Genomic DNA, 23,631 nt, shown 5'->3' on the forward strand with positions numbered 1-23,631 from the left:
AAACTAAAAACAAGACATACGTAATGACATCCTTATAAGAATATTTAATGGATTTTACATCATTCAATGAATTGAATACTTTATTCAAAGATTATGTAATATGAATATTTAATGATATACTGATATCAAAATATAGAAATAGCTAAATCTGAAATGATTTTCATTGTATTTAACTAAAGGAGTAACATATATGAAGAAATGGACCAATCGATTACTAACTATAGTTGGTGTTGTATTAATATTAGTAGCAATTTACTTATTTGCTAAACCTCATATCGATAATTATCTACATGAAAAGGATAATAACGATAAAATCGAAAATTATGATAAAAAAGAAAGTAACGATAGTAGTCAATCTAAGGATAAAGCACCCGAAATCCCTAAAGATAAATCAAAGATGGCAGGTTATATTAAAGTGCCAGATGCAGAAATTGAGGAACCTGTTTACCCAGGACCTGCTACACCTGAACAATTAAATCGTGGTGTAAGTTTTGCTGAAGGTAACGAATCATTAACAGATCAAAACATTTCTATTGCAGGACATACATTTACCGATCGCCCACATTATCAGTTTACAAATTTAAAAGCAGCTAAAAAAGGCAGCAAAGTGTATTTCAAAGTAGGAAATGAGACTCGAAAATATAAAATGACAAGTATCCGTGATGTTGATCCATCTGATGTTAAAGTCTTAGACGAACATAAAGGCGAGAAAAATCAATTAACATTAATTACTTGTGATAATTACAACAAAAATACAGGCGTTTGGGAAAAACGTAAAATATTTGTAGCTAAACAGATTAATTAATCCAATTAGTATAGACTGGGACATCAACAAATGGTGTCTCAGTTTTTATATTTTTTCTGTCTTGAAAGAAATTTCAAAGTCTGAATATAGTTTCAGGATGTACCGTGAATCTTCATCACTTTTGAATTGTTGTCTATAATGAACGTAAAGATTGGATGAGGGGGACTACACGTGATTAAGGCAATTGCAGTTGATATGGATGGGACATTTTTAGACTCAAATAAACAATATGATCATGAAAGATTCGAACGTGTATTTAAAGCGTTGAAGGAACAAGGCATTGAATTTATAGCAGCGAGTGGAAACCAATATGCTAAATTGAAGTCAATATTTGGTGAAAGGGATATGTTCTTTATCTCAGAAAATGGTGCTGTTATTTATAAAGGCAATGCATTATATCAATATCGCAGTTTTAATCATCAAGATTACCAAGATGTGATTGATTATCTACATAAAGATAGACAGATTGATCAAATGGTAATATGTGGATTAGAAAGTGCTTATATTTTAGAAGATACACCGGAAGCATTTAAAGAAGATACACGATTCTACTATCATCAATTAAATGAAATTACGCAATTAGAAGATTTACCTGAAGATGAATTTGTAAAAATCGCGTTAAATATTAATAGGCAGACACATCCACATTTAGATGAAGAACTAAAAGTACGTTTTCCAAATACAATTAAGTTAGTATCGAGTGGGCATGATAGTATCGATATCATTATGCCCAATATGACGAAAGGACAAGCATTGGCCAGACTATTGGACGTTTGGGAAATGCAACCTTCAGAATTGATGGCATTTGGTGATGCGAATAATGACAAGGATATGTTAGAGTTAGCTCAATATAGTTATGTGATGAAAAATAGTCAGGATAAAACGTTGTTTGATATAGCTTATGACGTCGCGCCAAGTAATGATGACCAAGGGGTATTAACTACAATTGAAAATGTAGTACTTAATCTTAAATAATCAAAGACGCGTTGTGTTGATCATCGGTTTAGATCACTACAACGCGTCTTTGATATGTGATTTTAGTTTAAACGTGTCTCACAAGTACCTGTGTTAATTACAGATAGTGATGCATTTAAACCGCCCTCAACAAGGTTTTGTACAGCTTCATCAGAGAAAAATGCAATATGCGGTGTAACTAAAATATTTTCATTATCGATGAGTTCTAATAATGTGTCATCTTCAATTTCTTTATTTGTCCAATCAAATGTGAAATAAGGTGCTTCAAATTCATAAGTATCAATAGCCGCACCATATAATGGACCGTGATTAACAGCATCAATCAAATCTGGTGTGTTGATCACAGCACCACGAGCGGCGTTTACTAGTACTGCACCTTCTTTGACTTTAGAAAACATCGCTTTGTCGAACAAGTGATAACTTTCTTTATTAGCAGGTACATGTAATGAAATGATATCAGCACCATTAATAGCTTCTTCAACAGATGATTGATATTCAATGAAATCTAATGATTCATTTGGATATGCATCATAACCCACAACTTTAGCTCCAAAGCCAGCATAAATTTTAGCTGTTGCAGCGCCGATTCTACCAGTCCCTATAATGGCTACAGTCATATTTTTAACTGGACGTGACATAATAGGCGCAGCCCAAGTGAAATTATGATCTTGTACACGTTTTTCAATTGCAGGGAATTTACGTACTAATTGTAATGCGATAGATACAGCATATTCCGCAATAGTTTCAGGTGAATAGCTAGGCACGTTTGAAATAATAATATTGTGCTTTTTAGCCAATTCTAAATCGTACATATCAAAGCCAGCAGTTCGTTGTGCAATTTGTTTAATGCCATATTCCTCTAGTTTAGGATAAACTTCCTCTTCAAGTTTACCGAATTGCATTGTAGTAACACCGTCATAATCTTTAAGTTGATCAACGGTTTCTTTACTTAATAACTCAGGTGACGTAGTAACTTCAATATTATTCTTTTTACCCCAGTTTAACGCCATATCCTTTTCATATTCTCTTGTACCGAAAAACATAATTCTTGTCATCATTGTTTACCTCATTTCTCAAATATAAGAAAACTAAAAATAACTAATAATATAAAATATATAAGTAAGACTGAAACTTACAATCACATTATATTGTGAAACTTTTCACAAATCAAGAGAAATATTAATTTTTCTTTTAAATAAGATAAATTAAGGATTAAGATGTTACATTTTTTTAATTAATCAATTATTAAGACACATGGGTTCAGTTCAAATATTTTTTCAGAAAGGTCAACTAAGCTATAATTTATAGTATAAAGAAATGAATAGGAGGCAATATAAATGAGCGATATGAATCAAACAATCATTGATGCGTTTCATTTTAGACATGCAACAAAACAATTTGATGCATCTAAAACTATTTCAAACGAAGATTTTGAAACAATACTAGAAGCAGGTAGATTATCTCCAAGTTCACTAGGTTTAGAACCTTGGAAATTTGTAGTAGTTCAAAGTAAAACGCTTCGAGATAAGTTAAAACCATATAGTTGGGGTGCTCAAAAACAATTAGATTCCGCTAGTCATTTCATGCTTATTTTTGCACGTAAAAATGTGACATCCCAATCACCATATGTACAAAATTTAGTGAAAAATGTTAAAGGATATGAAGAGAGTACAATCCCTGCAGTGTATAAAAAGTATGATGACTTCCAAACAGAATTCCATATCAATGATAACGAACGTACATTATATGACTGGGCTTGTAAACAAACATATATTGCCTTGGGTAATATGATGACAAGTGCAGCTTTATTAGGTATAGATTCATGTCCAATTGAAGGGTTTGATGTAGATACAGTGACTCAAATCTTATCAGATGAAGGTATTTTAGATACTGAAAACTTCGGCATTTCAGTTATGGCAGCATTTGGTTATCGTGCAGGTGAACCGCCTCATGGTAAAGTTCGTCAAACACAAGATGATGTAGTTAAATGGATTAACTAAAAATACACATGGCTTCTTAAACTATGATTTATATAGTATAAGAAGTCTTTTTTGATTCAAATTTTGAAACAATGAGCATCTTGTTTTATTTTCATAATTGAAGTCGTTACAATGTTAATAAGAAAAAGTAAACGTTTACATTTCCGAAAGTATTTCAAATAAAATTAAAAAGGAAGGGATACTATGGCAAATATTAACGTAAGAGATTATATCGATGAACGATACGGATTATTTATTAACAATGAATTCCAACAAAGTGAAACTGGAGAAACACTGACAGTGACTAACCCAGCGAATGGTGAAGAATTAGCGGAAGTCGCAAAAGCAAGTCAAAAAGACGTGGATAAAGCAGTTGAAGCGGCTACAAACGCGTTTGATAGTTGGAGTAAAATTTCAAAAGAAGAACGTGCAGACTATTTACTAGAAATTAGCCGTAAAATTCATGAGAATGCAGAACGATTCGCGACAATTGAATCATTACAAAATGGTAAACCATATAGAGAAACATCTACAATTGATGTACCAATGGCAGCAAATCAATTTAAATATTTTGCAAGTGTGTTAACAACTGATGAAGGTTCAGTAAATGAAATTGATCACAATACGATGAGTTTAGTTGTACATGAACCTGTAGGTGTTGTAGGTGCTGTTGTGGCATGGAACTTCCCAATTTTATTAGCTTCTTGGAAGTTAGGTCCTGCACTTGCAGCAGGTAATACTGTTGTGATTCAACCATCATCATCAACACCATTAACACTAATTGAATTAGCTAAAATCTTCCAAGAAGTATTACCAAAAGGTGTTGTTAATGTATTAACTGGTAAAGGTTCTGAATCAGGAGACGCGATTTTCAATCATGAAGGTGTCGATAAATTGTCATTCACTGGTTCTACAGATGTAGGTTATGGTGTAGCAAAAGCAGGTGCGGAACGCATTGTTCCTACAACATTAGAACTTGGTGGTAAGAGTGCCAATATTATCTTTGACGATGCAAATATTGATCAAGTGATTGAAGGTGTGCAATTAGGTATTTTATTCAACCAAGGTGAGGTATGTAGTGCCGGTTCTAGATTGCTCGTTCAATCATCAGTTTATGACAAATTACTCCCAAAATTAAAAGAAGCTTTTGAAAACATTAAAGTTGGCGATCCATTTGCAGATGATATTAAAATGGGAAGTCAAACTGGTGGAGAACAAATGGAAAAAATTCAAAGCTATGTAAAATTAGCTGAAGATGATCCAAATGCAACAATTCTTACAGGTGGTCACAGACTTACTGATAATGGTCGAGATAAAGGCTTCTTCTTCGAGCCAACGATTATTGAATTAAATGACAATAGCCATCAGCTAGCACAAGAAGAAATTTTTGGACCAGTTGTTGTTGTTGAGAAATTTGAAGACGAACAAGAGGCTATTCAAATTGCCAATGATTCTGAATATGGATTAGCAGGTGGTATCTTTACAAAGAATCTAAACCGCGCATTAAATGTTGCTAAAGCGATTCGAACAGGACGTATCTGGATTAATACGTACAACCAAATTCCAGCAGGCGCGCCATTTGGTGGATATAAAAAATCTGGTATTGGTCGTGAAGTGTACAAAGATGCCATTAAAAACTATCAACAAGTTAAAAATATCTATATTGATACTTCAAACGAAACAAAAGGTCTTTATTAATAGGACATAGTATCAATCATGCGATAACCCTTTCATCAAAGTAGATGAAAGGGTTATTTATATTTTTAAAATGATAATAACAACGAATATTAAATTTTTGAGAAAGGCACATATTTAATTAATAATAATGTATAATGCAATTAATATATTTATATATTAATATGAATTATGGAGTAAAGTGAAAATGAAAAAAATGATTATATTAGTATTAATGTTTATGTCGTTAATGCTAATACTGATTGGTTGTAGTCATTCTAAACAACAAACGCAAAAGAAAGATTATAAACCAGAAGTGTTAAACGTAGAATTTGTTCCATCTCAACATAGCGAGACACTCAATGCAAAAGTGAAACCATTACAAAAATTACTCTCTAAAGAATTAGGTATTCCAGTAAAAGTACATATTTCAACGAACTATAATACCATGGTTGAAGCATTAAAATCGAAAAAAGTTGATGTCGCCTTTATATCACCTGTGTCTTATACTATTGCACATGATCAAGGTGCTGCCGATGTACTTTTAAAATCAAAGGGTTACTTGGTAGACAAAGAAGGTAATAAAACGAAAAAGCTTGTTGACTACTATCGCTCACAAATTGTAGTAAAGAAAGATAGTGATATTAAGGATTTAAAAGATTTAAAACATAAAAAGGTAGGTCTACAGGATGTTGAATCAACATCGGGCTATATTTATCCTTTGTCAAGCTTAAAAGATAAAGGCATCTCACTTAATGATATTCACACGAAACAAATTAAAGGTTACGATCAAGCTTTAATTGCTTTATTAAATAATGATGTGGATGCAGTTGCTACATACCAAGATGCGCGTGCAGACTTGAAAAAAGATTATCCTCAAATATATCAAGATACCAAAGTCATTTATCGTAGTGATAAAATTCCTAATGATACTATTTCTACTAGAAGTGACATGAGCCCATCTTGGAAAGACAAAATTAGTAATGCGTTTATGCATATTAGTGAAACCCATAAAGGTAAAAAAGTAATAAGTGAAATTTATGGACATGAAGGCTATGAAAAAGCACATGATAAAGACTTTGATAAAGTGAGAGAATATAGACAGAAAATAGATAGTAATTAAATTTTAGCAAAAGGACATTACATGACCACTGCATTGATTAAACTGTAAGCGTATTAAACAAATGGAGGTCATGGATGATGAAAAAAGGATTAATTGCAACAACACTAGCAGGAACAGTTTTAGCGACAGGTGTGTTAACTGGACAAGCACATGCTGCAGAACAAAAACAACCGATTTATGTATTTACGGAAAAGCAATTTAATGAACATAGAACAGGTGAAACTGAAGGATTTGGTGGGGGACCAGGTTCAGATGTAGGCGTGGTAATGGGTAATGAAACGTACCAACAGTATTTACAACGTGTTAAAGAAGGTCAATATAATGCCGAACATTCTGGATTACCAATTAAATATGTGTATCCTAAAGACGCTGAACAAAACAACATACAACAACCTAATCAAAATAATACAAACATGAATCATCAATCATCAACACCACAAACTGTAGCTAATGCTCAGCAACAGCCGGAGCAATCAAGCCAAGCAACTGTATTACCTGAAACTGGACAACAAACTTCAAATAGCGGTGTTATATTAAGTAGTATTTTAGGCGTCATCGGTAGTGCCGTGTTATTGATTAGCCGCAAATTTAAGCAACAAGCATAAGTATTATCGCTTCAATCATTGAAATATTTGAAATGATGTAGAGGAATGGTCGCAATACTTTGTTCTTAAAGAATCAAGTATCACGACTTTCCTCTCATTTTTATATCATTTTTTAGAAATAAAGAACAAACAGACAATATGTGTCCATGGCATTTCTTATAATTTTACTAGGAGTTGATTGTTTTGGATAAAGCGACCCGAGTACTCAATTTATTTACTCGATTAATAAATGAAAATGTTGTGCTTACCTCAGATTTAACAGACTTAACAGATGTGAGTTCAAAATCCATTCAAAGAGATATAAATACGATCAATTTATTTTTTTATGAAAGTGATTTTTGGAGATTTCAACAAACAAAAGTGATTTATAATCGACGTCTTAATGGATATCAGTTAATTAATGACGCATATAATCAAAAAAGCTTACGACTCATAAGTTTATTGATTAAGATTAAAAGTTTAACACCAACACTACACAAGGAAATTTTTAACTTATTCGAGAGGGAAATTAATAGCCAAAATGTAGAAAATCAGAAAGTGTTGAAGTCAGTGTTAAATCATTTTAATTTAAGGGAAGAATCATTGCCAGGATATCAATTAATGACTTTACAAAGGGCGATTACACAACAACGCAATGTTAGATTTCAAATCGAGGGTCAAAACGACAAAATTGTAATCAAACCTTTATCTCTAATGTACATGCATTATGACTATTGGTTAACGTACGAATATAAGAAGGAAGTATCAACAATTTCTGTACGTTCGATAAGCGATATCAATGTATTAGAATCACATTTTAATCATGTTCATACGAAGACACCTATTACATTTGAAATTAATAAACAAATTTGGGAACAATTTAAGCAACAATTTTCAATTCAAAACATGATTGAAGAACGTGAAGATACATTAATCGTAGAAGTGAATTGTACCGATTTAGATGCATTTTACATATCCTATCAATTAGCTCCGCTAGCAAGAATGTTAGGACCACAACAATTAATCGATCAATTTGTGAATCGTTTAGAAGTAATTAAAAGGCAATATACTAATTAATGGGAGATTACATTTATGAATTTAGAAGAAAAAAATTATATCGAGAATCAAGTGACCAATCGGTCTAAGCAAATGAGTGTAGCGTATATTTTATGGTTTTTCTTAGGTGGATTAGGGGGACATCGTTTTTATCTAGGTAAGACTGGCTCAGCAGTAGGATTATTAATTTTAACATTAACGACAGCATGGTTTACATTTGGTATTCCAACCATTATCTGGCTCATTATTGATGCTTGTCTTATTCCGGGGATGATTGAGGAAAATAAGGAAAAGGTTAGACGACATGCGACAGAAGAAGTATCAATGATGAATCACAATTCAAATCACAACTATAATCCATACCAAGACCAATATGCACAACAAGGTCAATTTAATCAAGCGCAACCGCAAAACGGACAACAGCACTTTAATCAAGGGGCAAATGAAGAAGTAACAGAACAACAATTTAATCAAAATCAATAAAGCATAACAAAAAAGGTAGGACAAAGTGTCCTACCTTTTTATTATGCTTGAGGTACTTTAGTTTGATCTGAGTGCAAGTGTACAGTCAAGCCCTCTGGTGAAGTTAAAGTCTCTTCAGTTTGATTTGGTTTATAAATATCAAAGCCAGTTAAACCGTAACTATTTTCATTATCTTCGCGTTTTTTACTTGATTGCCAAGTGTTAGTTGCTAAATGATGATGATATTGATTTGTAGACATAAACAAAGCTTGAGGTAATTTAGATACATGTTGGAAACCAATTTGGTTAATATAAAAATCTTTAGCTTCTTCAATATTATGTGTTTTTAAGTGAAGATGACCAATTTTAGCATTATCAGGCGCACCGTCCCAACCATCTTCAGTTCTTTCTAATAATAATTTAGGACCGTCAACTTCAAGTGTATCCATTTTAACGAAGCCATCATTCCAAGTCCAACCGTCACTTGGGCGGTCGCTATATACTTCAATACCATTACCTTCTGGGTCATTGAAATAAAAGGCTTGGCTCACTAGATGATCACCAGCACCGATGCGCATACCTTTATTTGCTACGAAGTATAAGAAATTTGCTAAATCTGTATCTGTTGGTAATAAATAAGCAATATGGAATAAACCAGCTTCTGAAGCGGCAGGTTGTCTACCATCTTTAAGTACATTCATCGTAAGTGTATGGCCACTGTTGCCAATACCTAGAATTGCTTTATCTTCTGTTTGTGATAATACTGTAAATCCAAGAATATTTGTATAGTAAGTGATCATTGTATCTAAGTCTTTAACGTTTAAATTGATATTTGTAATTTGTGTTGCAGTAGTGTCATGAAATGCCATTTTAAATCCCCGCTTTTCTCTTTTGTAATATATTTATTATAACAGGTATAAAAAGTATATTCAAGTAAAACTTTCAAAAAAAGATGTGGAATAATGTAAATGGTGCTATTATCCCACATCTATTTGAGTATTCTTTAAAATTAACCTAAATATACATCTTGTACTTGCTCATCTTTTTCAAGAACTGCTTTAGCAAATGGGCAAGATGCAATGATTTTTAAATTATTTTCACGTGCGTAATCTACAACTTTATATACTAATTTTTTACCTAAGCCTTGACCACCAAGTTCATCGGCAACACCAGTATGATCAATATCAATTTCGTTATTATCTACAGATTTAAAAGTAATAACTGCTTGTGCATTGTTTTCATCTTCACCAACATAAAATCGTTGATTGCCTTGTTTAATTTCTTCAGCCATGAGGCATCGCTCCTTTTTGAATATATAGTATATATTTATCACTAAATGGAAAAGATAAACATATTACAATACGGTTTAGGACATAAAGCACAATTGTTGATCATTTACATCATTAAATAAAATTGCTAATCTAAATTTAATTAAATGACTAAGGTGGGGATGTTATGACACAGTTAAAATATATGCAAGTGGATGTATTTGCGAATGAATTTTATAAAGGAAATCCTGTAGCAGTTGTATTTGGAGCGGATCATTTAACGGATCAACAAATGAAAGATATTGCACGATGGACGAATTTATCTGAAACGACATTTGTGTGTCAGCCAGACAATGAATTGGCAGATTATCGTTTGCGTATTTTTACGCCTAATAATGAACTACCATTTGCAGGACATCCCACAGTAGGGGCATCATTTGCGGTATTACAAAATGGTACGATACCTAAAAATGAGCATTATTTAATCCAAGAGAGTGGCGTTGGTTTAGTGAAAATAGATATAGATCAAGATAAAACATTCTTTAGTCTTCCTGAACCAAAAGTTTCCCAAATAGAAGTGAAACAATTAGACGGTATTATTAAAAGTTTAGACCTTACAAAACAAGATATTGAAAGAGCTGCAAAAGTGAATATCGGTGCTGAATGGTTAACTTTTCAGTTGAAAGATGCACAAAGTGTAAGGGATTTACAGCCTAATTTTGAATTAATGAGTAAGTTTATTTACCCTGGTACGACAGGTGTTACAGTTTTTGGTTCATATGACTCTGAAGACGACGTTCAATTTGAAGTTCGTTCTTTTGCACCTAATGAAGGAGTGAATGAAGATCCAGTATGTGGCAGTGGGAATGGTTGTGTCGCAGTGATGGTTGAACGATATGATTTAGTAAAAGACGATGAATATACCAATACTCAAGGTTGTTGTATCGTTAGAAATGGAAAAATTAATGTAAAACAAGAACAACCATTAAAAATAGGGGGACACTCGAATATAATTATAGAAGGTTATATCACTGTAAAAGAAGATAAATAATAAAAGGGTGAATTGAAACAGGCATGAAACAGTTTGTTTGAATTCACCCTTTTTATTATATTTTAAAGTAGCTTTCATGTTTGATTAAATAGTTTTCAATAAACTTGAAAAAGGCTTCGTTTGCCGGATTGAGGGTCGTATCTTTTAAAGTTGAAAGATAAATAGGTTGATTGAAAATAAACTCTTCATCTTCGATATAAGGCAAGTTGAGGTCTCTACATGATGAAATAGGTAGAAAGGAAAAGTTATTTCGTTTTGATAATACTGAGGATATGAAGTGGTCATCTACATAATTTTCATTATCAACGGTTATATGTTTATAAGATAAGATTTCTTTAAACATACGATTAAATTCTGTATTTTGAGAAGAAAATAAAAATGATTTATACAAATTAGAATCTCGTAAATCAATGTATTGACCATCTAAATATTTAGGATATGTGAGTACAATATCTTCAGTAATAATTTGTTTACAATGAATTTGAGGATGTGTCAGCGCCATAGTATTTAATGTAAAGTGAATGTGTTGAAATAATAATTTTTGAATCATTTCACTGTTACTAATAATATCAATGTTAAAGTTATTATCTGGATATTGATCGATAAATTGGTCAAATATAGTCATCATAAAACGACTACTAGATGTTGCAAAACGAACGGTATGTAGACGCATTGATTCATTCTCATTAATGACATCAGTGACTTGGCTTAATTCATTAAAAATAGTATGTGCCGACTCAAGTAGAAGTTGACCACTTTCTGTTAATTGAATGCTACGTCCTTTTTTAATAAATAATTGCGTATTTAATTCATTTTCTAATTTTTTAATGGTCATACTAAGTGCTGGTTGGCTAATGTATAACTTTTGTGCTGCTACAGTATAGTTTAAATATTCGGCAACATAAGTAAAATATTTTAAATGTAATAACTCCATGTAGGACCTCCTTTTAGATGGATTGAAAATGTTAAGATTCGTTTTAAATAAGCCTCTCTCAATATATTATTTGAGAGAGACAGGTAATTGATTTATAGATCATTTGTTTGATTTATTTGTTGTGATAATTAATATAATTTCATTATACCTTTATTTTAAATCTTATTACAGGTATTAGACCTATGCAAATTGCAAAGGATAAAGTTATGTAAATGTATATTAAGCAATAAAAAAGAGCACATATTGATGTGCTCATGAACTATTATTGATATCTAATATAAGACACTGTCGTGTTGTAATATTCCTCGAAACCATGAATACCATCGGCACCACCAAGGCCAGATTCTCTCCAACCGGCATGATAGCCATTCACGACTTCTTCTGCTTCACAATTGGCATATACTTCACCAAATTTGAGTCGTTCCGTAGCTGTCATGACTTCTGACAAATCATTAGAAAAGATATATGAAGATAGTCCTGCATTAGTGTCATTAGCATCATCAATGACTTGCTCAAAGTTTTGATAAGTTGTGATAGCTAAAACAGGTCCGAATATTTCTTCTTTAAAGACAGCGTCTGTTTGTTTAACATGATCAAGTACTGTTGGTGCATAGAAGTAACCAGGACGATCTAGTATATGACCACCTAATACAAGTTCAGCACCATTTTGTACTGCTGCTTGTACTTTATCATCAATACTATTTAATTGGGTTTTATTGATAATCGCACCGAAGTCAGTTTTATCGTCTAATGGATCTCCGACTGTAAGAGATTTCATTTTTTCTGTGACTTTATCTACAAATGTATCATGGATATCTTCATGCACAAAAATGCGTTCCGGGCATGTACATACTTGACCTGCATTTTTAATACGTGCAGTGACAATATAATCTACGGCTTTATCTATATTAGCATTAGGTGTAACAATCACTGGTGCATTGCCACCAAGTTCTAAATTGACTTTTTTAACTGTACTTGCTGCATTTTCGAATACTGCTTTACCAGCACGCATACTACCAGTTAATGAAATAAGTTGGATATCTTTATGTTGTGCTAATTGCGTACCTACTGTTTCGCCTGTGCCTGGTACAATTTGAACGAGTCCTGCAGGAATGGTAGATGCCTTGAATAGTTGAGCTAGACGTAATGTGAGTAACGTTGTTTCTTCGCTTGGTTTAATAACTACAGAACAGCCTGTTACGATAGCAGGAATCACCTTACGTAATAATACTAAAATAGGTGCATTCCAAGGTACAATGCCAGCTGTGACACCAATAGGCTTTTTAGTGAGTTGAATTGTTTCATTCTCTACACTATTTTGTAATACTTCTCCCTTATTACTCATACTTAAACTAGTCATATAATCAATAAATTGTATGGATTTATCGATTTCGCCTTGAGCTTCAGCTAATGTTTTACCCTGTTCTTTAACGTATAATTGAGCTAGTTCATCTTTATTTTGTTCAAATAGAGGAATAAGCAATTTAACATGTTCGGCACGGGTAGGTTGTGGGATTTTTTCCCATTCTAATTGTGCTTGTTTCGATTTTTCGATAGCTTGATTGACTTCATCCTTTGTCGCGAATGTGATAGTATCTATCTTTTCTCCAGTAGCTGGATTAATCACATCCATAGTTTCATTCGAGTTACTTTCAATAAATTCGTTATTAATAAATAATTGATTCGTCATCTCAAACACCTCCATAATTTATATTCCCTAAACTAACGATGATTAAATATAAAAAAGGTCGGCATGGAAATATGCCAACCTGTCATTTCTGAATTTAATGTTTTTTAAATCCTTTATAAAATATAGGAACCAATAGAATAAAACCAAATAATCCCAAGATAGGGAAGACTTTACCAATAAGTGAAATGAAACCTACAAAGGTACATATGAAAGTCACGATAGCCATCGAAATAATCAAGATAAAGTATCTCTTTGAAAAAGGCGTACTAAATCGAGCGGCAAAAGCATACATAAGACCAACAACGGTATTGTATATCACTAAAATCATGATAACTGACATGATAAGGCCAATCGAAGGTGAAATATTTTTAGCTAATAATAAAGAAGGGAGTGCGACATCCTTAATTTGATCAAATTCTGTAACTAAACCTAAATTAATCATTAATAGTAAAAATGTAATGATTAAACCGCCTATTAAACCACCGTACGTGGCAGATTGACGATATTTTAATCTGCCCCCCATCACTGAGAAGAAACTAAATGCAGCAGCTATTTGTAAGCTAGCATAATTGATACCATCAAACCACCAACCTGGTGACATGGATGGATGATGATGTGCATAATGATTAGCTGCTTCAAAGTTAAGGTGTCCTGATGCAAAGTAATAAATTGCAATCATTGTCACGACTGCAACGAGAAATGGTGTGACACCACCTAGGACTGCAATTAAGCGATCAAATTTTAAAAATAATGTTAATAGTATTAATATGACAAGTAACAGTGAACTTAGCCAATAGGGCAGTCCAAAGCTTTCATGTATCGTGGACGCACCGCCTGCTGTCATAATAATCGCTAAAGAAAATAAAAAAACGGTTAATATTAAGTCAAATACTTTAGCAATTGTTGGATGTAGGTAGTAATGGACGGATTCAGAATGATTACCTGATTGTAACCGATATCCTGTTTTTAAGACTAAAATACCGCCAACTGTGATGATAGCGCCTGTGATGGCAATACCACCAAGACTATATATGCCATGACTCGTAAAGAATTGAAAGATTTCCTGACCAGTCGCAAATCCTGCACCTACGACGACGCCTACAAATGCAAACGCCACGATGATGGATTCTTTAAAAATATTCATTGTCGTTCTTATCCCTTCATGTCGAAATTGATTTTATTATAATTTTAAATTTTTTTATCATGAAAATGCGTATCTTTTTATTTTAGACGAATTAACATAAAAAATAAACACCTCAGTACATCTTATATGGACGATTGTATGAACATGGTGTACTAATATTGTGACAAAGATTATAAAACTAAAGCGAAGCGGTAGCAAAGATAAATGATAAACTATAGAATTTTAAATAAGGGTAATGCATTCGTACAAATACTTTGATAGTATTATCAAATATTGAATTTTTGAAAGTGAAGTAAGTGTAATAATTGAAGAAGGTGTAGTTATGATTTTTGATTTACCTTTAATGTTAATGATTGTTGTATTTTTAGCGTTAGGTATTTTTAGTCAATGGTTAGCCAATAAAATTAAATGGCCATCGATTGTCGTGATGGCTATAGTAGGACTATTAGTAGGTCCAGTGCTAGGCATTGCAAATCCGAAAGAAGCGATGGGATCAGATGTCTTTAGTCCTATCGTATCGCTCGCTGTAGCGATTATTTTATTTGAAGGAAGTAGTAACTTAGACTTTAGGGAACTTAGAGGCATCTCTAAAGCGGTTATTAGAATGGTTACAGTAGGAGCAGCAATTGCATGGGTTCTAGGTGCAGTTGCCTTACATTACATCTTAGACTTCCCACTATCAGTATCTTTAGTAATGGGTGGTTTATTTTTAATTACAGGTCCAACTGTCATTCAACCACTATTAAAACAAGCTAAAGTGAAGAAGAATGTTGATTCGATATTACGGTGGGAGAGTATTATTTTAGATCCGATAGGGCCAATGTTGGCATTAACTGTCTTTTATGTGTTCCAAATTATCGATGATGGTATTAGTTTTTTAGTGATTGTACAATTCTTCTTGAAAATTGTATGTGTCATTGTTATTGGATTTGGCGCATCTTTCCTATTCAATTGGTTAATAAAACATGATTTAATTCCACAAAGTTTAATGCCACCGATTCAACTCGTATTTATTTTATTAATTTTTAGTATTTGTGATGAAATCTTAGCGGAATCTGGATTACTTTCAGTCACTATTTTTGGACTGATGATGGCTCGAAATAAACGTCATGACTTAATGTTTAAAGAATCAGATCATTTCATTGAGAATGCATCAACTATACTAGTATCAACTGTATTTATTCTTATTACATCATCCTTAACGAAAGATGTTTTATTAAATGTACTTTCATGGCAACTTGTGGTGTTTAGTATTGTGATGATTTTACTTGTAAGACCGATATCCGTCATTGTCTCTACATTTAGAACCGAAATATCAAAACGGGAGCGTGCAAGTGTAACGTTAATGGCACCAAGAGGGATTGTTGTTTTAACAGTAGCACAATTCTTCTCAAGTTTATTCATGGATGATGGCGTTAAAATGGCGCAATATATCACGCCAGTAACATTTGGACTCGTATTTATTACCGTTGTGATTTATGGATTTAGCTTTACACCATTAAGTAAATTATTAGGTGTTGCCAGTAATGAACCACCTGGTGTGATTATCGTTGGAGAAAGTGAATTTTCATTCCACATAGGTAGTATGCTTAAAGAACATGGTATCCCAGTTATGATATTTAACTTATTTGAGAATACATCTGACAAAGCCCATCAAGAGGGATTTGAAGTCTTTAAAGGCAACTTATTATCCAGTAATGATCGAATTTATTCAGATTTGTTGAGATATAACAAATGTATCTTAATGACTAAATCTTTTATTTTTAATAGTTTAGCATTCAATGAGCTTGTACCAGAGTTTGGTTTGAATAACGTTGATATGATGCCTGTGTCATTCAATGATGAACAAGCCCGCAATAATATGAATGGTCCAATTCGAAACCATATATTATTTGATGAGAACCATACACCAAGATGGTTTGACCAATATATAACACAACATAATATAATTGAAGTGCCAGCAGAAAGATATGATGAAATTACGCATAAAGATATGTTGATTTATTATATTAGTGATAGTAAAAAAGTGACATTTAAACGCAGTCAACGCACATTACCAAAAGAAGATCACGGTGTTTATGGTATCTTGAAAAATGTATATGATAAATAAAAATGCTAATTTATGATTAGGATTATCTCGAATATCAACAACACCCCCTCACTAGAACTCGTAGTAAGGGGGGTGTTTATGTGTAATCATTTGTGTTGTTTTTATTTTAAATAGCGGTCATGCATTAATATTTTGAGAATATCTATTTGTGATTGTAACTCCTGACCAACATTCGTATCTTTGATTTTTTTACGTGTGAGTTCTTCATCTACAACACGTTTGACTGATAATTCATCAGTACCATCTGATAGTACTTTTTCTTTTGTATTGAATTCTTGGTGCGCTACCAATTGCATACCAAAGGAATTATATAATAATGTATAGCCTGCTATGCCAGTGGTTGATTGATATGCTTTTGAAAAACCACCGTCAATAACTAACATTTTACCATCCGCCTTGATTGGGTCTTCACCATCAATTTCTTTTACTGGCGTATGTCCATTAATGATACGGCCTTCGTCTGGATTCAAACCAAAGTCACTTAACATTTTACGAATCATATCTACATCTTCACGAAGATAGTAGTATGGATTTTTTACTTCTTTGTGAGATGCTTTATCTTCAATAAAGTAACGTTCAAATGTTGTCATAGCTCGTTTACCAAATAATGAAGAATATTTACCCGTCCATAGATACCACACTAAATCTGTTGATAAATCATCAGTGACTTCTTTGTCATCGAAAGCTTTTCTTACATGATATTCAAAGACATCTAATAGCTCACGTCCACTATGCATTTCCCCGTCAATTTCAAATGATTCCATTTCACCATTTTCATCTACAGGGATACAACCATGTATAAGTAAATTGCCATTGTATGGTAAATATAATTTACCTTCTCGCATTAAGAATGACATGTGACGACGTAATTTCTCAGATTGTTGGAATGATAATAGTAATTTGTCGATGACTTCTTGTTCTTCTTCCAGTAAGACTTCAGGATGTTGGCGATCAATCGTTTGGAAACATGTATCTTTCAATGGATACGTTTTACCGTAAACAGTGATTTCATTGTTGTCAAAATCGATTTTTTCTAGCACCAAACGTTCTTCCATTTCAAATGACGGGCGACGTTTAATGATTGGCATTTCAAGTTTGAATTGGATCATCGCAATGGCTTGATGGATCTTAGTAATTTGATGTTCTTCACGTTGTGTCAAACTTGCTTCTTTATCTGGACGCTTCTTAGGTTTGAAAGCAGGGTTATCGCCACTATAATATTTCTCAGCTAAAGTGAGTAACGGTCTTAAGTTGATGCCATATGCATCTTCAATAATATCTAAGTTGTCGTAACGCGCACAGATTCTAAGTAAATTAGCAAGGCATACTTTAGAGCCAGCATAAGCACCAATCCATAGCACATCATGGTTTCCCCATTGAATATCTACAGAGTGATAATTGATTAATGTATCCATGATTTTATCGGGTTTAGGACCACGATCATAAATATCACCAACAACATGTAAATGATCGACAACGAGGCGTTGTACTGTGTAAGAGAGACCAATGATTAAATCGTCTGATTGTTCTAACTCGATGACTTGATTGACTAATGTTTCATAATACGTCTTTTTATTTTGATATTCATTATTTTTATAAAGTAATTCTTCAATAATATAGACGAATTGTTCTGGTAAAGCTTTGCGAAGTTTAGAACGTGTATATTTAGAAGAACAATATTTGATTAATTCAACTAAACGTTCGATGGTTGTAATATACCAAACGTTAAGTTGCCCTTTGGCATTGAATTGGTTTTTAACAAGTTTTAGTTTATCTTCTGGATAGTAGACAAGGGCGGCTAAATCATTAATTTCTTTTTCGCTAAGTGTTTCGCCAAATATATCATTAATTTTAGCTCTTACATTACCAGAGCCATTTCTTAAAACGTGTTGGAATGATTCGTATTCACCGTGTAAATCACTTACAAAGTGTTCAGTACCTTTTGGAAGTTCTAGGATTGACTCTAAATTAATGATTTCAGTTGCTAACTTTTCAGCACTATCAAATCGTTGAGATAGTAAGTCTAAGTATTTTTTCTTTAGTTCATTTTCAGTAATATGTGTCATGTCTTGTCACTCCTATTTTTTAATTCCGTTCAAAGCCAGTTATTGCAATTATTAATGCGCTTACATTTGATTATCAATAAAAATTTAACAATTTTCAATAGCAAAGCATTAATTGAAAAGATATTTTTAAATTTAGAAATATCGTTATCATTTCAAACAATGAGAAATAGCAATAACACTCATTTCTAATAGATGTGATTAAACTTGTAAAAAATAAGCTTTGTGAATTAGAAGGAGGAGAACACAAAAAAGCCAACAAAGTGAGTGCACAATGTTGGCTTGGGATAGCTTTAATTCATTATTTTACGCGTTTACGTTTGACAAAGTATCTGATGACGAAGTAAATAACGGCAATGATGATAATGACATACATAATTCTAGAATACGTATGGATACCATTCATTAAGGCGCCAAAGCTATCACTTAAAAGACGACCTAGTAAAATTAATGCGAAGTTCCAAATTGTTGTACCAAGAAGTGAAAGTGATGTGAACTTCACAATATTCATACGGTTAATACCTGCAGGGATAGTAATTAATACACGTAATACCGGTATGAAGCGGCAAAGTAAGACTGCCCATGCACCGTAGCGTTTAAACCAGTCATTAGCACGTTTTAAATCGCTACTTTTTAATTTCATCCATTTACCATGAAGATCGACAAAACGATATAGCTTTTCTTCTGAAATAAGACGGCAAATATAATATAGAATTAATAATCCGATAAATGACGCAATCGTCGCAATGATTAATAATGTCCAAATGGATAAATGAGATTTAACTGACAGTAAACCTGCAAAGGTTAAAATAATTTCGGAAGGGACTACAGGTAATACATTCTCTAACAAGATGAGAATGAAGATAGCCGTGTATCCCCACTGACTAATAAAATTCGTAATAATTTGTTCCATTTATATGAATAGACTCCTTTATGCGTTGAAGCATATTACTTAAGTAATATAGTTTGGTAAAACCATTATAATAAAAATAATAAGTAAATGCTTGTAAAAGGGGGGTCAGTTTATCATTTTATTGCTTTTAAGAGTTGATGATAAAGTGCATGAACATCTGTCTCTTCTGTAATACCGTGTACATTCATACGGCCATCTTTGAATAGTGTGAATGCCAAATCCTTGTGTTGGATTAATTTAGCAAATGGTGTGGATTTAATCATATGTCCTGGGAAATCTGATGCATAATCGAAACTGTGGGCAGGCAATCTAAATCTGACTGTATCTCCACACAATGGTTCGATTGTATGATTCTGTTTATCATTTAATACGTCATATTTTTGAAAATGACATACTGGACATTGATCATCCTTTAATTGACGTATATTTAATGATTGATGTTGAATGTTAAATGCATCTAATGTGATTAATTGTTGTGAAAACCCATATCCACTAATATAACGTATAGCTTCAGCCACTTCGTAACTCGCTACAATCGAAACGATAGGTGGCAAGACGCCATTGATAGCACAACTTTCACCAGTTTGAGGAATTTGCTGTAATAAACATTTAAGGCATGGTCCAGTAAAATCAATACCATAAACGGTGCCTTTGCTACCGACAGCTGCACCATAAATCCAAGGAATATTTAATTTATGACATACTTCATTAATCAAATAACGTATTTTAAAATGGTCCATACCATCTAAAATAATGTCTGGATGAAAGTCTTTAATGATGTCTTCGATATTTGTAGATAACAACTCTTGATAATAGGTCTTTAAATGTACTTGTTGATTAATAGTATGGACTTTCTGTTTAAGTGCCTCAACTTTAGATGTCATAAGTTGTGCATCTTGCTCATCATACAAAGTTTGTCGATGTAAATTGGATAATTCTACAATATCCATATCAACGATGGCTAAATGATGGGCGCCCATGCGTGCTAATTGGTCTATTATATGACTGCCTAATGCACCAGCACCAAGTACCATGATTTTTGTTTGTTCTAATTGAGCCTGTCCTGTTTCGCCAAAAGGTTGAAAGCGTGTTTGTCTTTCATAACGTGACATTATAAGAAGCCTAAGCCTTCTGTAGGACTTGATGCTTGTGCTGTATATTTTACGGGAATACGACCAGCTTCATATGACAATCTTCCGGCTTGAATACCTAACTTCATTGCTTCGGCCATTTTGACAGGATCTTTAGCTGCAGAGATAGCAGTATTTAATAATATTGCATCAGCACCCAATTCCATTGCTTGACAGGCATCTTTAGGAGAACCAATACCGGCATCTACAATGACAGGGACGTTAGCATTTTGAATAATATAACTTAAATTAAGTGGATTATTAATACCCCTACCTGTACCAATAGGTGATGCTAATGGCATTACCGCATGGACACCTAGGGCTTCTAACTTTTTAGCTAATACAAGATCATTAGAGATATAAGGACAGACGATATACCCTTTTTCTAATAGCACTTTACAAGCTTCATACGTTTCAAACGGGTCAGGTAATAAGGTTTCATCATCACCAATGACTTCAACTTTAATCATGTCGCATACACCAGCGTGATTTGCAATTTCTGCGATACGGATGGCTTCATCAGCAGTTTTAGCACCTGCAGTGTTAGGAAATGTAATGAAATCTTTTAAGTTCACATTAGCTAGTGGGTTTGGAAGATTTTTATCATATAAATTCATACGTCTTACTGCAAATGTTAATACGTTTGTTTCAGCTGCTTTAATTGCTTCGGATTGAGTTTGTTCATCCTCGAATTTACCAGTACCTAATAATAAACGAGATTTCAATTCTAATTGACCTATTTTTAACATTTTATCCGCCTCCTACAAATTCTAATAATTCTAAACGATCATCTTCTCTGACTATTTGATTGTCAAAATCATCTTGCTTAATTAAAGATTGGTTATGCTCAACTACGACACGTTGTGGGTCTAATTCTAATGATTCTAATATGCTTGTAATCGAATCTTCTTGTTCAAAGGTAAATAAATCTCCGTTAATGATGCACTTCATTTTGCTCACTCCTTGATAAACTAAATGCTGAATAGCTTACTGGTTTAATTCCGGATAATAGCCAGTTGGCAATATCTTGACCGATCTTAGGCGATAACAGTATACCGTTACGATAATGACCAGTGATGATAAACAAGCCGTCATCGATTTGATCCATGATAGGTAATTCATGTTCTGTGTAAGGTCTTATGCCTGACCATTGTTTTAGAATATGGCCATTCGATAGTCCAGGTATACGTTGTTGAGCATGATTGAGTAGCCATGAAATACCTAGGTCACTATTACCGACACTGTAATTATTGAATTCACTTGTCGCTCCAATTAAGTAGCGATGTTTTTCCTTTGGAACGATATAGCAACCATTCGTCATGAACACAGTATGATTTAATTTAAGTGAAGGTTGTTCAACTAATAATACCTCACCTTTAACACCAATCACTTGTCTTGGTATAGCGTAATCTTTTAATAGCTGAGTAGACCAAGCACCACCTGCCACAATTACTTTTTTAGCGTAGATATTAGCATTATTTGTTGTAACTGTGTAAAAACCATTATTGTGATGAATGTGTTTTACTTCTGTTTGATAATAACGATGAACATCGCGCTGAATTATTGATTGTAATAAAGCTTTAGTATAGTGATTGGCATTGATTTGACCGTCCTTTGGAATATATATGGCTAAGTCAGTTGGTTCGACATGACCATTTGACAGGTTAAATAGTTCATCATCTGAGAGTAACTCAACGCTTGGGTCTTTTGATTTAAGAAAGGCATATTGTTGAGTTAACCACTTTACGTCTTTGGTTGATGATGCCATTTTAATTAATCCAGACTGTTGAAATTCAATATCAATACCAGTTTCATGATAGAGGGCATCACTTAATTCTGGGAATAATGACCTAGACGCTACTGCTAATTGAAATAATTCACTATCAGTTGTGAACTCATTTTGAGCGCCTAACATGCCACCGGCTTTATAAGAGGCATGCATACCTGGTATATCTCGGTCTACAATAGCAATATCTAAATGTGATTGATTAAGTTGTCGAGCTATCGACATACCTATCACACCAGAACCGATAATAAGAACATCATGCATGAGCGTGCCACTTCCTTTTTAAAGAGTTAATTTCGCTAACGGTAGAGGTCATGAAAAATGAAATTGAACATAGACCATCAAATGCTGTAGGTAATTGAGAAATGGTGGACGGGGAAATTCCGCCTATAGCATAAATAGGAATATCAATCTCGAGTACGTCATGAATCTCTTGAATTGTTCGTGGATGTTCATCTGGGTGCGACGATGTAGGGAATATGTGACCGAAAAAGACATAATCTAATTGCCACTCATGACATTGCTTAACCATTTCAATATTATGCGTTGACATACCGACAACTAACTCAGGATGTTGTTGTTTGATTAAAAATGCTTCTTCGTCATTTTCTTTAAAATGAATACATTGTAAATTTAAAGCTTTAAGTAATTTAAAATGACTATGAATGATTATTTTATCTTTGGGAAATCCAGCTTCAATGAGCTGTACAATAAAACCTTGTAACTCAAAAGCAGACATAGGTGTTCTAAAGAGTAAGCCATCAATGGCCGGCTCTATAGTCAAAAAATGCCTTAAATCTTGCTGTGACAATTCTTTATAAAAAGTTATCGCAATAAATATATACATCACCTCAACAAAAAACGCTATTTCCACATAGTAGGGA

Annotated in this window: 23 protein-coding genes; 10 read left to right on the forward strand and 13 right to left on the reverse strand. The window is 33.2% G+C overall.

The annotated features are described in order from the left end of the window. The first annotated feature begins 190 nt into the window (after positions 1 to 190). On the forward strand, positions 191 to 805 hold the full coding sequence (gene srtA, locus EL082_RS01685; protein WP_002466975.1) for a class A sortase SrtA: 615 nt from the start codon (positions 191 to 193) through the stop codon (positions 803 to 805). 171 nt (positions 806 to 976) lie between these two features. Beyond that, a complete protein-coding gene (locus tag EL082_RS01690; protein ID WP_002466940.1) occupies positions 977 to 1,780 on the forward strand; it encodes a Cof-type HAD-IIB family hydrolase in 804 nt (267 codons plus the stop codon). A gap of 62 nt (positions 1,781 to 1,842) precedes the next feature. Here EL082_RS01690 and EL082_RS01695 read toward each other — a convergent pair whose 3' ends face one another. After that, the gene (locus tag EL082_RS01695) at positions 1,843 to 2,835 is read right to left on the reverse strand and encodes a D-lactate dehydrogenase (protein ID WP_015364690.1); all 993 of its coding nucleotides are present in this window, start codon (positions 2,833 to 2,835) and stop codon (positions 1,843 to 1,845) included. 282 nt (positions 2,836 to 3,117) lie between these two features. Between EL082_RS01695 and EL082_RS01700 the strand changes: the two genes are divergently transcribed. The 6 genes from EL082_RS01700 (at position 3,118) to EL082_RS01725 (ending at position 8,679) form a co-directional block, all read left to right on the forward strand. Next, entirely contained in the window at positions 3,118 to 3,780 is a 663-nt protein-coding gene (locus tag EL082_RS01700) for an NAD(P)H-dependent oxidoreductase (protein WP_002466985.1), read from the forward strand. A 183-nt stretch (positions 3,781 to 3,963) separates the two neighbouring features. Next, on the forward strand, positions 3,964 to 5,457 hold the full coding sequence (locus EL082_RS01705) for an aldehyde dehydrogenase family protein (protein WP_103286193.1): 1,494 nt from the start codon (positions 3,964 to 3,966) through the stop codon (positions 5,455 to 5,457). A 184-nt stretch (positions 5,458 to 5,641) separates the two neighbouring features. Beyond that, on the forward strand, positions 5,642 to 6,556 hold the full coding sequence (locus EL082_RS01710; RefSeq protein WP_103286192.1) for a phosphate/phosphite/phosphonate ABC transporter substrate-binding protein: 915 nt from the start codon (positions 5,642 to 5,644) through the stop codon (positions 6,554 to 6,556). A 74-nt stretch (positions 6,557 to 6,630) separates the two neighbouring features. Beyond that, positions 6,631 to 7,161, forward strand: a complete 531-nt coding sequence (locus EL082_RS01715; RefSeq protein ID WP_002466944.1) for an LPXTG cell wall anchor domain-containing protein — start codon at positions 6,631 to 6,633, stop codon at positions 7,159 to 7,161. A gap of 183 nt (positions 7,162 to 7,344) precedes the next feature. Then, positions 7,345 to 8,217 (forward strand): helix-turn-helix transcriptional regulator, encoded by an 873-nt coding sequence (locus tag EL082_RS01720; RefSeq protein WP_002466959.1) that lies wholly within the window; start codon positions 7,345 to 7,347, stop codon positions 8,215 to 8,217. Positions 8,218 to 8,232: 15 nt separating this feature from the next. Then, positions 8,233 to 8,679, forward strand: coding sequence for a TM2 domain-containing protein (locus EL082_RS01725; RefSeq protein ID WP_002466965.1), 447 nt, complete (start codon positions 8,233 to 8,235; stop codon positions 8,677 to 8,679). Between the two features lie 41 nt (positions 8,680 to 8,720). Here the strand turns inward: EL082_RS01725 and EL082_RS01730 are convergent, their stop codons facing one another. Both EL082_RS01730 and EL082_RS01735 read right to left on the reverse strand, forming a co-directional pair. Next, positions 8,721 to 9,527, reverse strand: a complete 807-nt coding sequence (locus tag EL082_RS01730; protein ID WP_002466978.1) for a VOC family protein — start codon at positions 9,525 to 9,527, stop codon at positions 8,721 to 8,723. 140 nt (positions 9,528 to 9,667) lie between these two features. Beyond that, positions 9,668 to 9,973 carry a GNAT family N-acetyltransferase gene (locus tag EL082_RS01735; RefSeq protein WP_323680459.1) on the reverse strand — a complete coding sequence of 102 codons (306 nt, stop codon included), beginning with the start codon at positions 9,971 to 9,973 and terminating at the stop codon, positions 9,668 to 9,670. A 140-nt stretch (positions 9,974 to 10,113) separates the two neighbouring features. Between EL082_RS01735 and EL082_RS01740 the strand changes: the two genes are divergently transcribed. Further along, a complete protein-coding gene (locus tag EL082_RS01740; protein ID WP_002466950.1) occupies positions 10,114 to 10,977 on the forward strand; it encodes a PhzF family phenazine biosynthesis protein in 864 nt (287 codons plus the stop codon). Between the two features lie 55 nt (positions 10,978 to 11,032). On the opposite strand, the gene EL082_RS01745 is transcribed toward EL082_RS01740, so the two are convergent. The 3 genes from EL082_RS01745 to EL082_RS01755 all read right to left on the reverse strand — a co-directional run bounded on the left by EL082_RS01745 (position 11,033) and on the right by EL082_RS01755 (position 14,745). After that, positions 11,033 to 11,911 carry a LysR family transcriptional regulator gene (locus EL082_RS01745; RefSeq protein WP_019236078.1) on the reverse strand — a complete coding sequence of 293 codons (879 nt, stop codon included), beginning with the start codon at positions 11,909 to 11,911 and terminating at the stop codon, positions 11,033 to 11,035. A gap of 262 nt (positions 11,912 to 12,173) precedes the next feature. Further along, on the reverse strand, positions 12,174 to 13,601 hold the full coding sequence (gene aldA / locus EL082_RS01750) for an aldehyde dehydrogenase (protein ID WP_002466973.1): 1,428 nt from the start codon (positions 13,599 to 13,601) through the stop codon (positions 12,174 to 12,176). A 94-nt stretch (positions 13,602 to 13,695) separates the two neighbouring features. Then, entirely contained in the window at positions 13,696 to 14,745 is a 1,050-nt protein-coding gene (locus EL082_RS01755; protein ID WP_103286191.1) for a YkvI family membrane protein, read from the reverse strand. Positions 14,746 to 15,067: 322 nt separating this feature from the next. Here EL082_RS01755 and EL082_RS01760 point away from each other — a divergent pair, with 322 nt between their 5' ends. Beyond that, positions 15,068 to 16,855 carry a cation:proton antiporter gene (locus tag EL082_RS01760; protein ID WP_103286190.1) on the forward strand — a complete coding sequence of 596 codons (1,788 nt, stop codon included), beginning with the start codon at positions 15,068 to 15,070 and terminating at the stop codon, positions 16,853 to 16,855. Between the two features lie 101 nt (positions 16,856 to 16,956). Here the strand turns inward: EL082_RS01760 and EL082_RS01765 are convergent, their stop codons facing one another. The 7 genes from EL082_RS01765 to EL082_RS01795 form a co-directional block, all read right to left on the reverse strand. After that, a complete protein-coding gene (locus EL082_RS01765; protein WP_002466970.1) occupies positions 16,957 to 18,921 on the reverse strand; it encodes a fructose-1,6-bisphosphatase in 1,965 nt (654 codons plus the stop codon). A gap of 298 nt (positions 18,922 to 19,219) precedes the next feature. Further along, on the reverse strand, positions 19,220 to 19,831 hold the full coding sequence (gene uptA, locus EL082_RS01770) for an undecaprenyl phosphate transporter UptA (protein ID WP_103286189.1): 612 nt from the start codon (positions 19,829 to 19,831) through the stop codon (positions 19,220 to 19,222). Between the two features lie 113 nt (positions 19,832 to 19,944). Then, positions 19,945 to 20,943, reverse strand: coding sequence for a HesA/MoeB/ThiF family protein (locus tag EL082_RS01775; protein WP_002466928.1), 999 nt, complete (start codon positions 20,941 to 20,943; stop codon positions 19,945 to 19,947). After that, positions 20,943 to 21,710 carry a thiazole synthase gene (locus EL082_RS01780; RefSeq protein WP_002466967.1) on the reverse strand — a complete coding sequence of 256 codons (768 nt, stop codon included), beginning with the start codon at positions 21,708 to 21,710 and terminating at the stop codon, positions 20,943 to 20,945. The genes EL082_RS01775 and EL082_RS01780 overlap by 1 nt, the downstream gene beginning before the upstream one ends. A 1-nt stretch (position 21,711) precedes the next feature. Then, the gene (gene thiS, locus EL082_RS01785) at positions 21,712 to 21,912 is read right to left on the reverse strand and encodes a sulfur carrier protein ThiS (protein ID WP_002466949.1); all 201 of its coding nucleotides are present in this window, start codon (positions 21,910 to 21,912) and stop codon (positions 21,712 to 21,714) included. Next, a complete protein-coding gene (thiO, locus tag EL082_RS01790; RefSeq protein ID WP_002466983.1) occupies positions 21,896 to 23,011 on the reverse strand; it encodes a glycine oxidase ThiO in 1,116 nt (371 codons plus the stop codon). The genes thiS and thiO overlap by 17 nt, the downstream gene beginning before the upstream one ends. Further along, positions 23,004 to 23,594 (reverse strand): thiamine phosphate synthase, encoded by a 591-nt coding sequence (locus tag EL082_RS01795; protein WP_002466982.1) that lies wholly within the window; start codon positions 23,592 to 23,594, stop codon positions 23,004 to 23,006. The genes thiO and EL082_RS01795 overlap by 8 nt, the downstream gene beginning before the upstream one ends. Positions 23,595 to 23,631: the final 37 nt, after the last annotated feature.

The sequence above is a fragment of the Staphylococcus warneri genome, from assembly GCF_900636385.1.
GTDB lineage: Bacteria > Bacillota > Bacilli > Staphylococcales > Staphylococcaceae > Staphylococcus > Staphylococcus warneri.

Coding starts and splice junctions, on each gene's coding strand:
- srtA (WP_002466975.1), top strand. CDS start 191: ATGAAGAAATGGACCAATCGATTACTAACTATAGTTGGTGTTGTATTA.
- EL082_RS01695 (WP_015364690.1), bottom strand. CDS start 2,835: ATGACAAGAATTATGTTTTTCGGTACAAGAGAATATGAAAAGGATATG.
- EL082_RS01700 (WP_002466985.1), top strand. CDS start 3,118: ATGAGCGATATGAATCAAACAATCATTGATGCGTTTCATTTTAGACAT.
- EL082_RS01705 (WP_103286193.1), top strand. CDS start 3,964: ATGGCAAATATTAACGTAAGAGATTATATCGATGAACGATACGGATTA.
- EL082_RS01710 (WP_103286192.1), top strand. CDS start 5,642: ATGAAAAAAATGATTATATTAGTATTAATGTTTATGTCGTTAATGCTA.
- EL082_RS01715 (WP_002466944.1), top strand. CDS start 6,631: ATGATGAAAAAAGGATTAATTGCAACAACACTAGCAGGAACAGTTTTA.
- EL082_RS01725 (WP_002466965.1), top strand. CDS start 8,233: ATGAATTTAGAAGAAAAAAATTATATCGAGAATCAAGTGACCAATCGG.
- EL082_RS01730 (WP_002466978.1), bottom strand. CDS start 9,527: ATGGCATTTCATGACACTACTGCAACACAAATTACAAATATCAATTTA.
- EL082_RS01740 (WP_002466950.1), top strand. CDS start 10,114: ATGACACAGTTAAAATATATGCAAGTGGATGTATTTGCGAATGAATTT.
- EL082_RS01745 (WP_019236078.1), bottom strand. CDS start 11,911: ATGGAGTTATTACATTTAAAATATTTTACTTATGTTGCCGAATATTTA.
- aldA (WP_002466973.1), bottom strand. CDS start 13,601: ATGACGAATCAATTATTTATTAATAACGAATTTATTGAAAGTAACTCG.
- EL082_RS01755 (WP_103286191.1), bottom strand. CDS start 14,745: ATGAATATTTTTAAAGAATCCATCATCGTGGCGTTTGCATTTGTAGGC.
- EL082_RS01760 (WP_103286190.1), top strand. CDS start 15,068: ATGATTTTTGATTTACCTTTAATGTTAATGATTGTTGTATTTTTAGCG.
- EL082_RS01765 (WP_002466970.1), bottom strand. CDS start 18,921: ATGACACATATTACTGAAAATGAACTAAAGAAAAAATACTTAGACTTA.
- uptA (WP_103286189.1), bottom strand. CDS start 19,831: ATGGAACAAATTATTACGAATTTTATTAGTCAGTGGGGATACACGGCT.
- EL082_RS01775 (WP_002466928.1), bottom strand. CDS start 20,943: ATGTCACGTTATGAAAGACAAACACGCTTTCAACCTTTTGGCGAAACA.
- EL082_RS01780 (WP_002466967.1), bottom strand. CDS start 21,710: ATGTTAAAAATAGGTCAATTAGAATTGAAATCTCGTTTATTATTAGGT.
- thiS (WP_002466949.1), bottom strand. CDS start 21,912: ATGAAGTGCATCATTAACGGAGATTTATTTACCTTTGAACAAGAAGAT.
- thiO (WP_002466983.1), bottom strand. CDS start 23,011: ATGCATGATGTTCTTATTATCGGTTCTGGTGTGATAGGTATGTCGATA.
- EL082_RS01795 (WP_002466982.1), bottom strand. CDS start 23,594: ATGTATATATTTATTGCGATAACTTTTTATAAAGAATTGTCACAGCAA.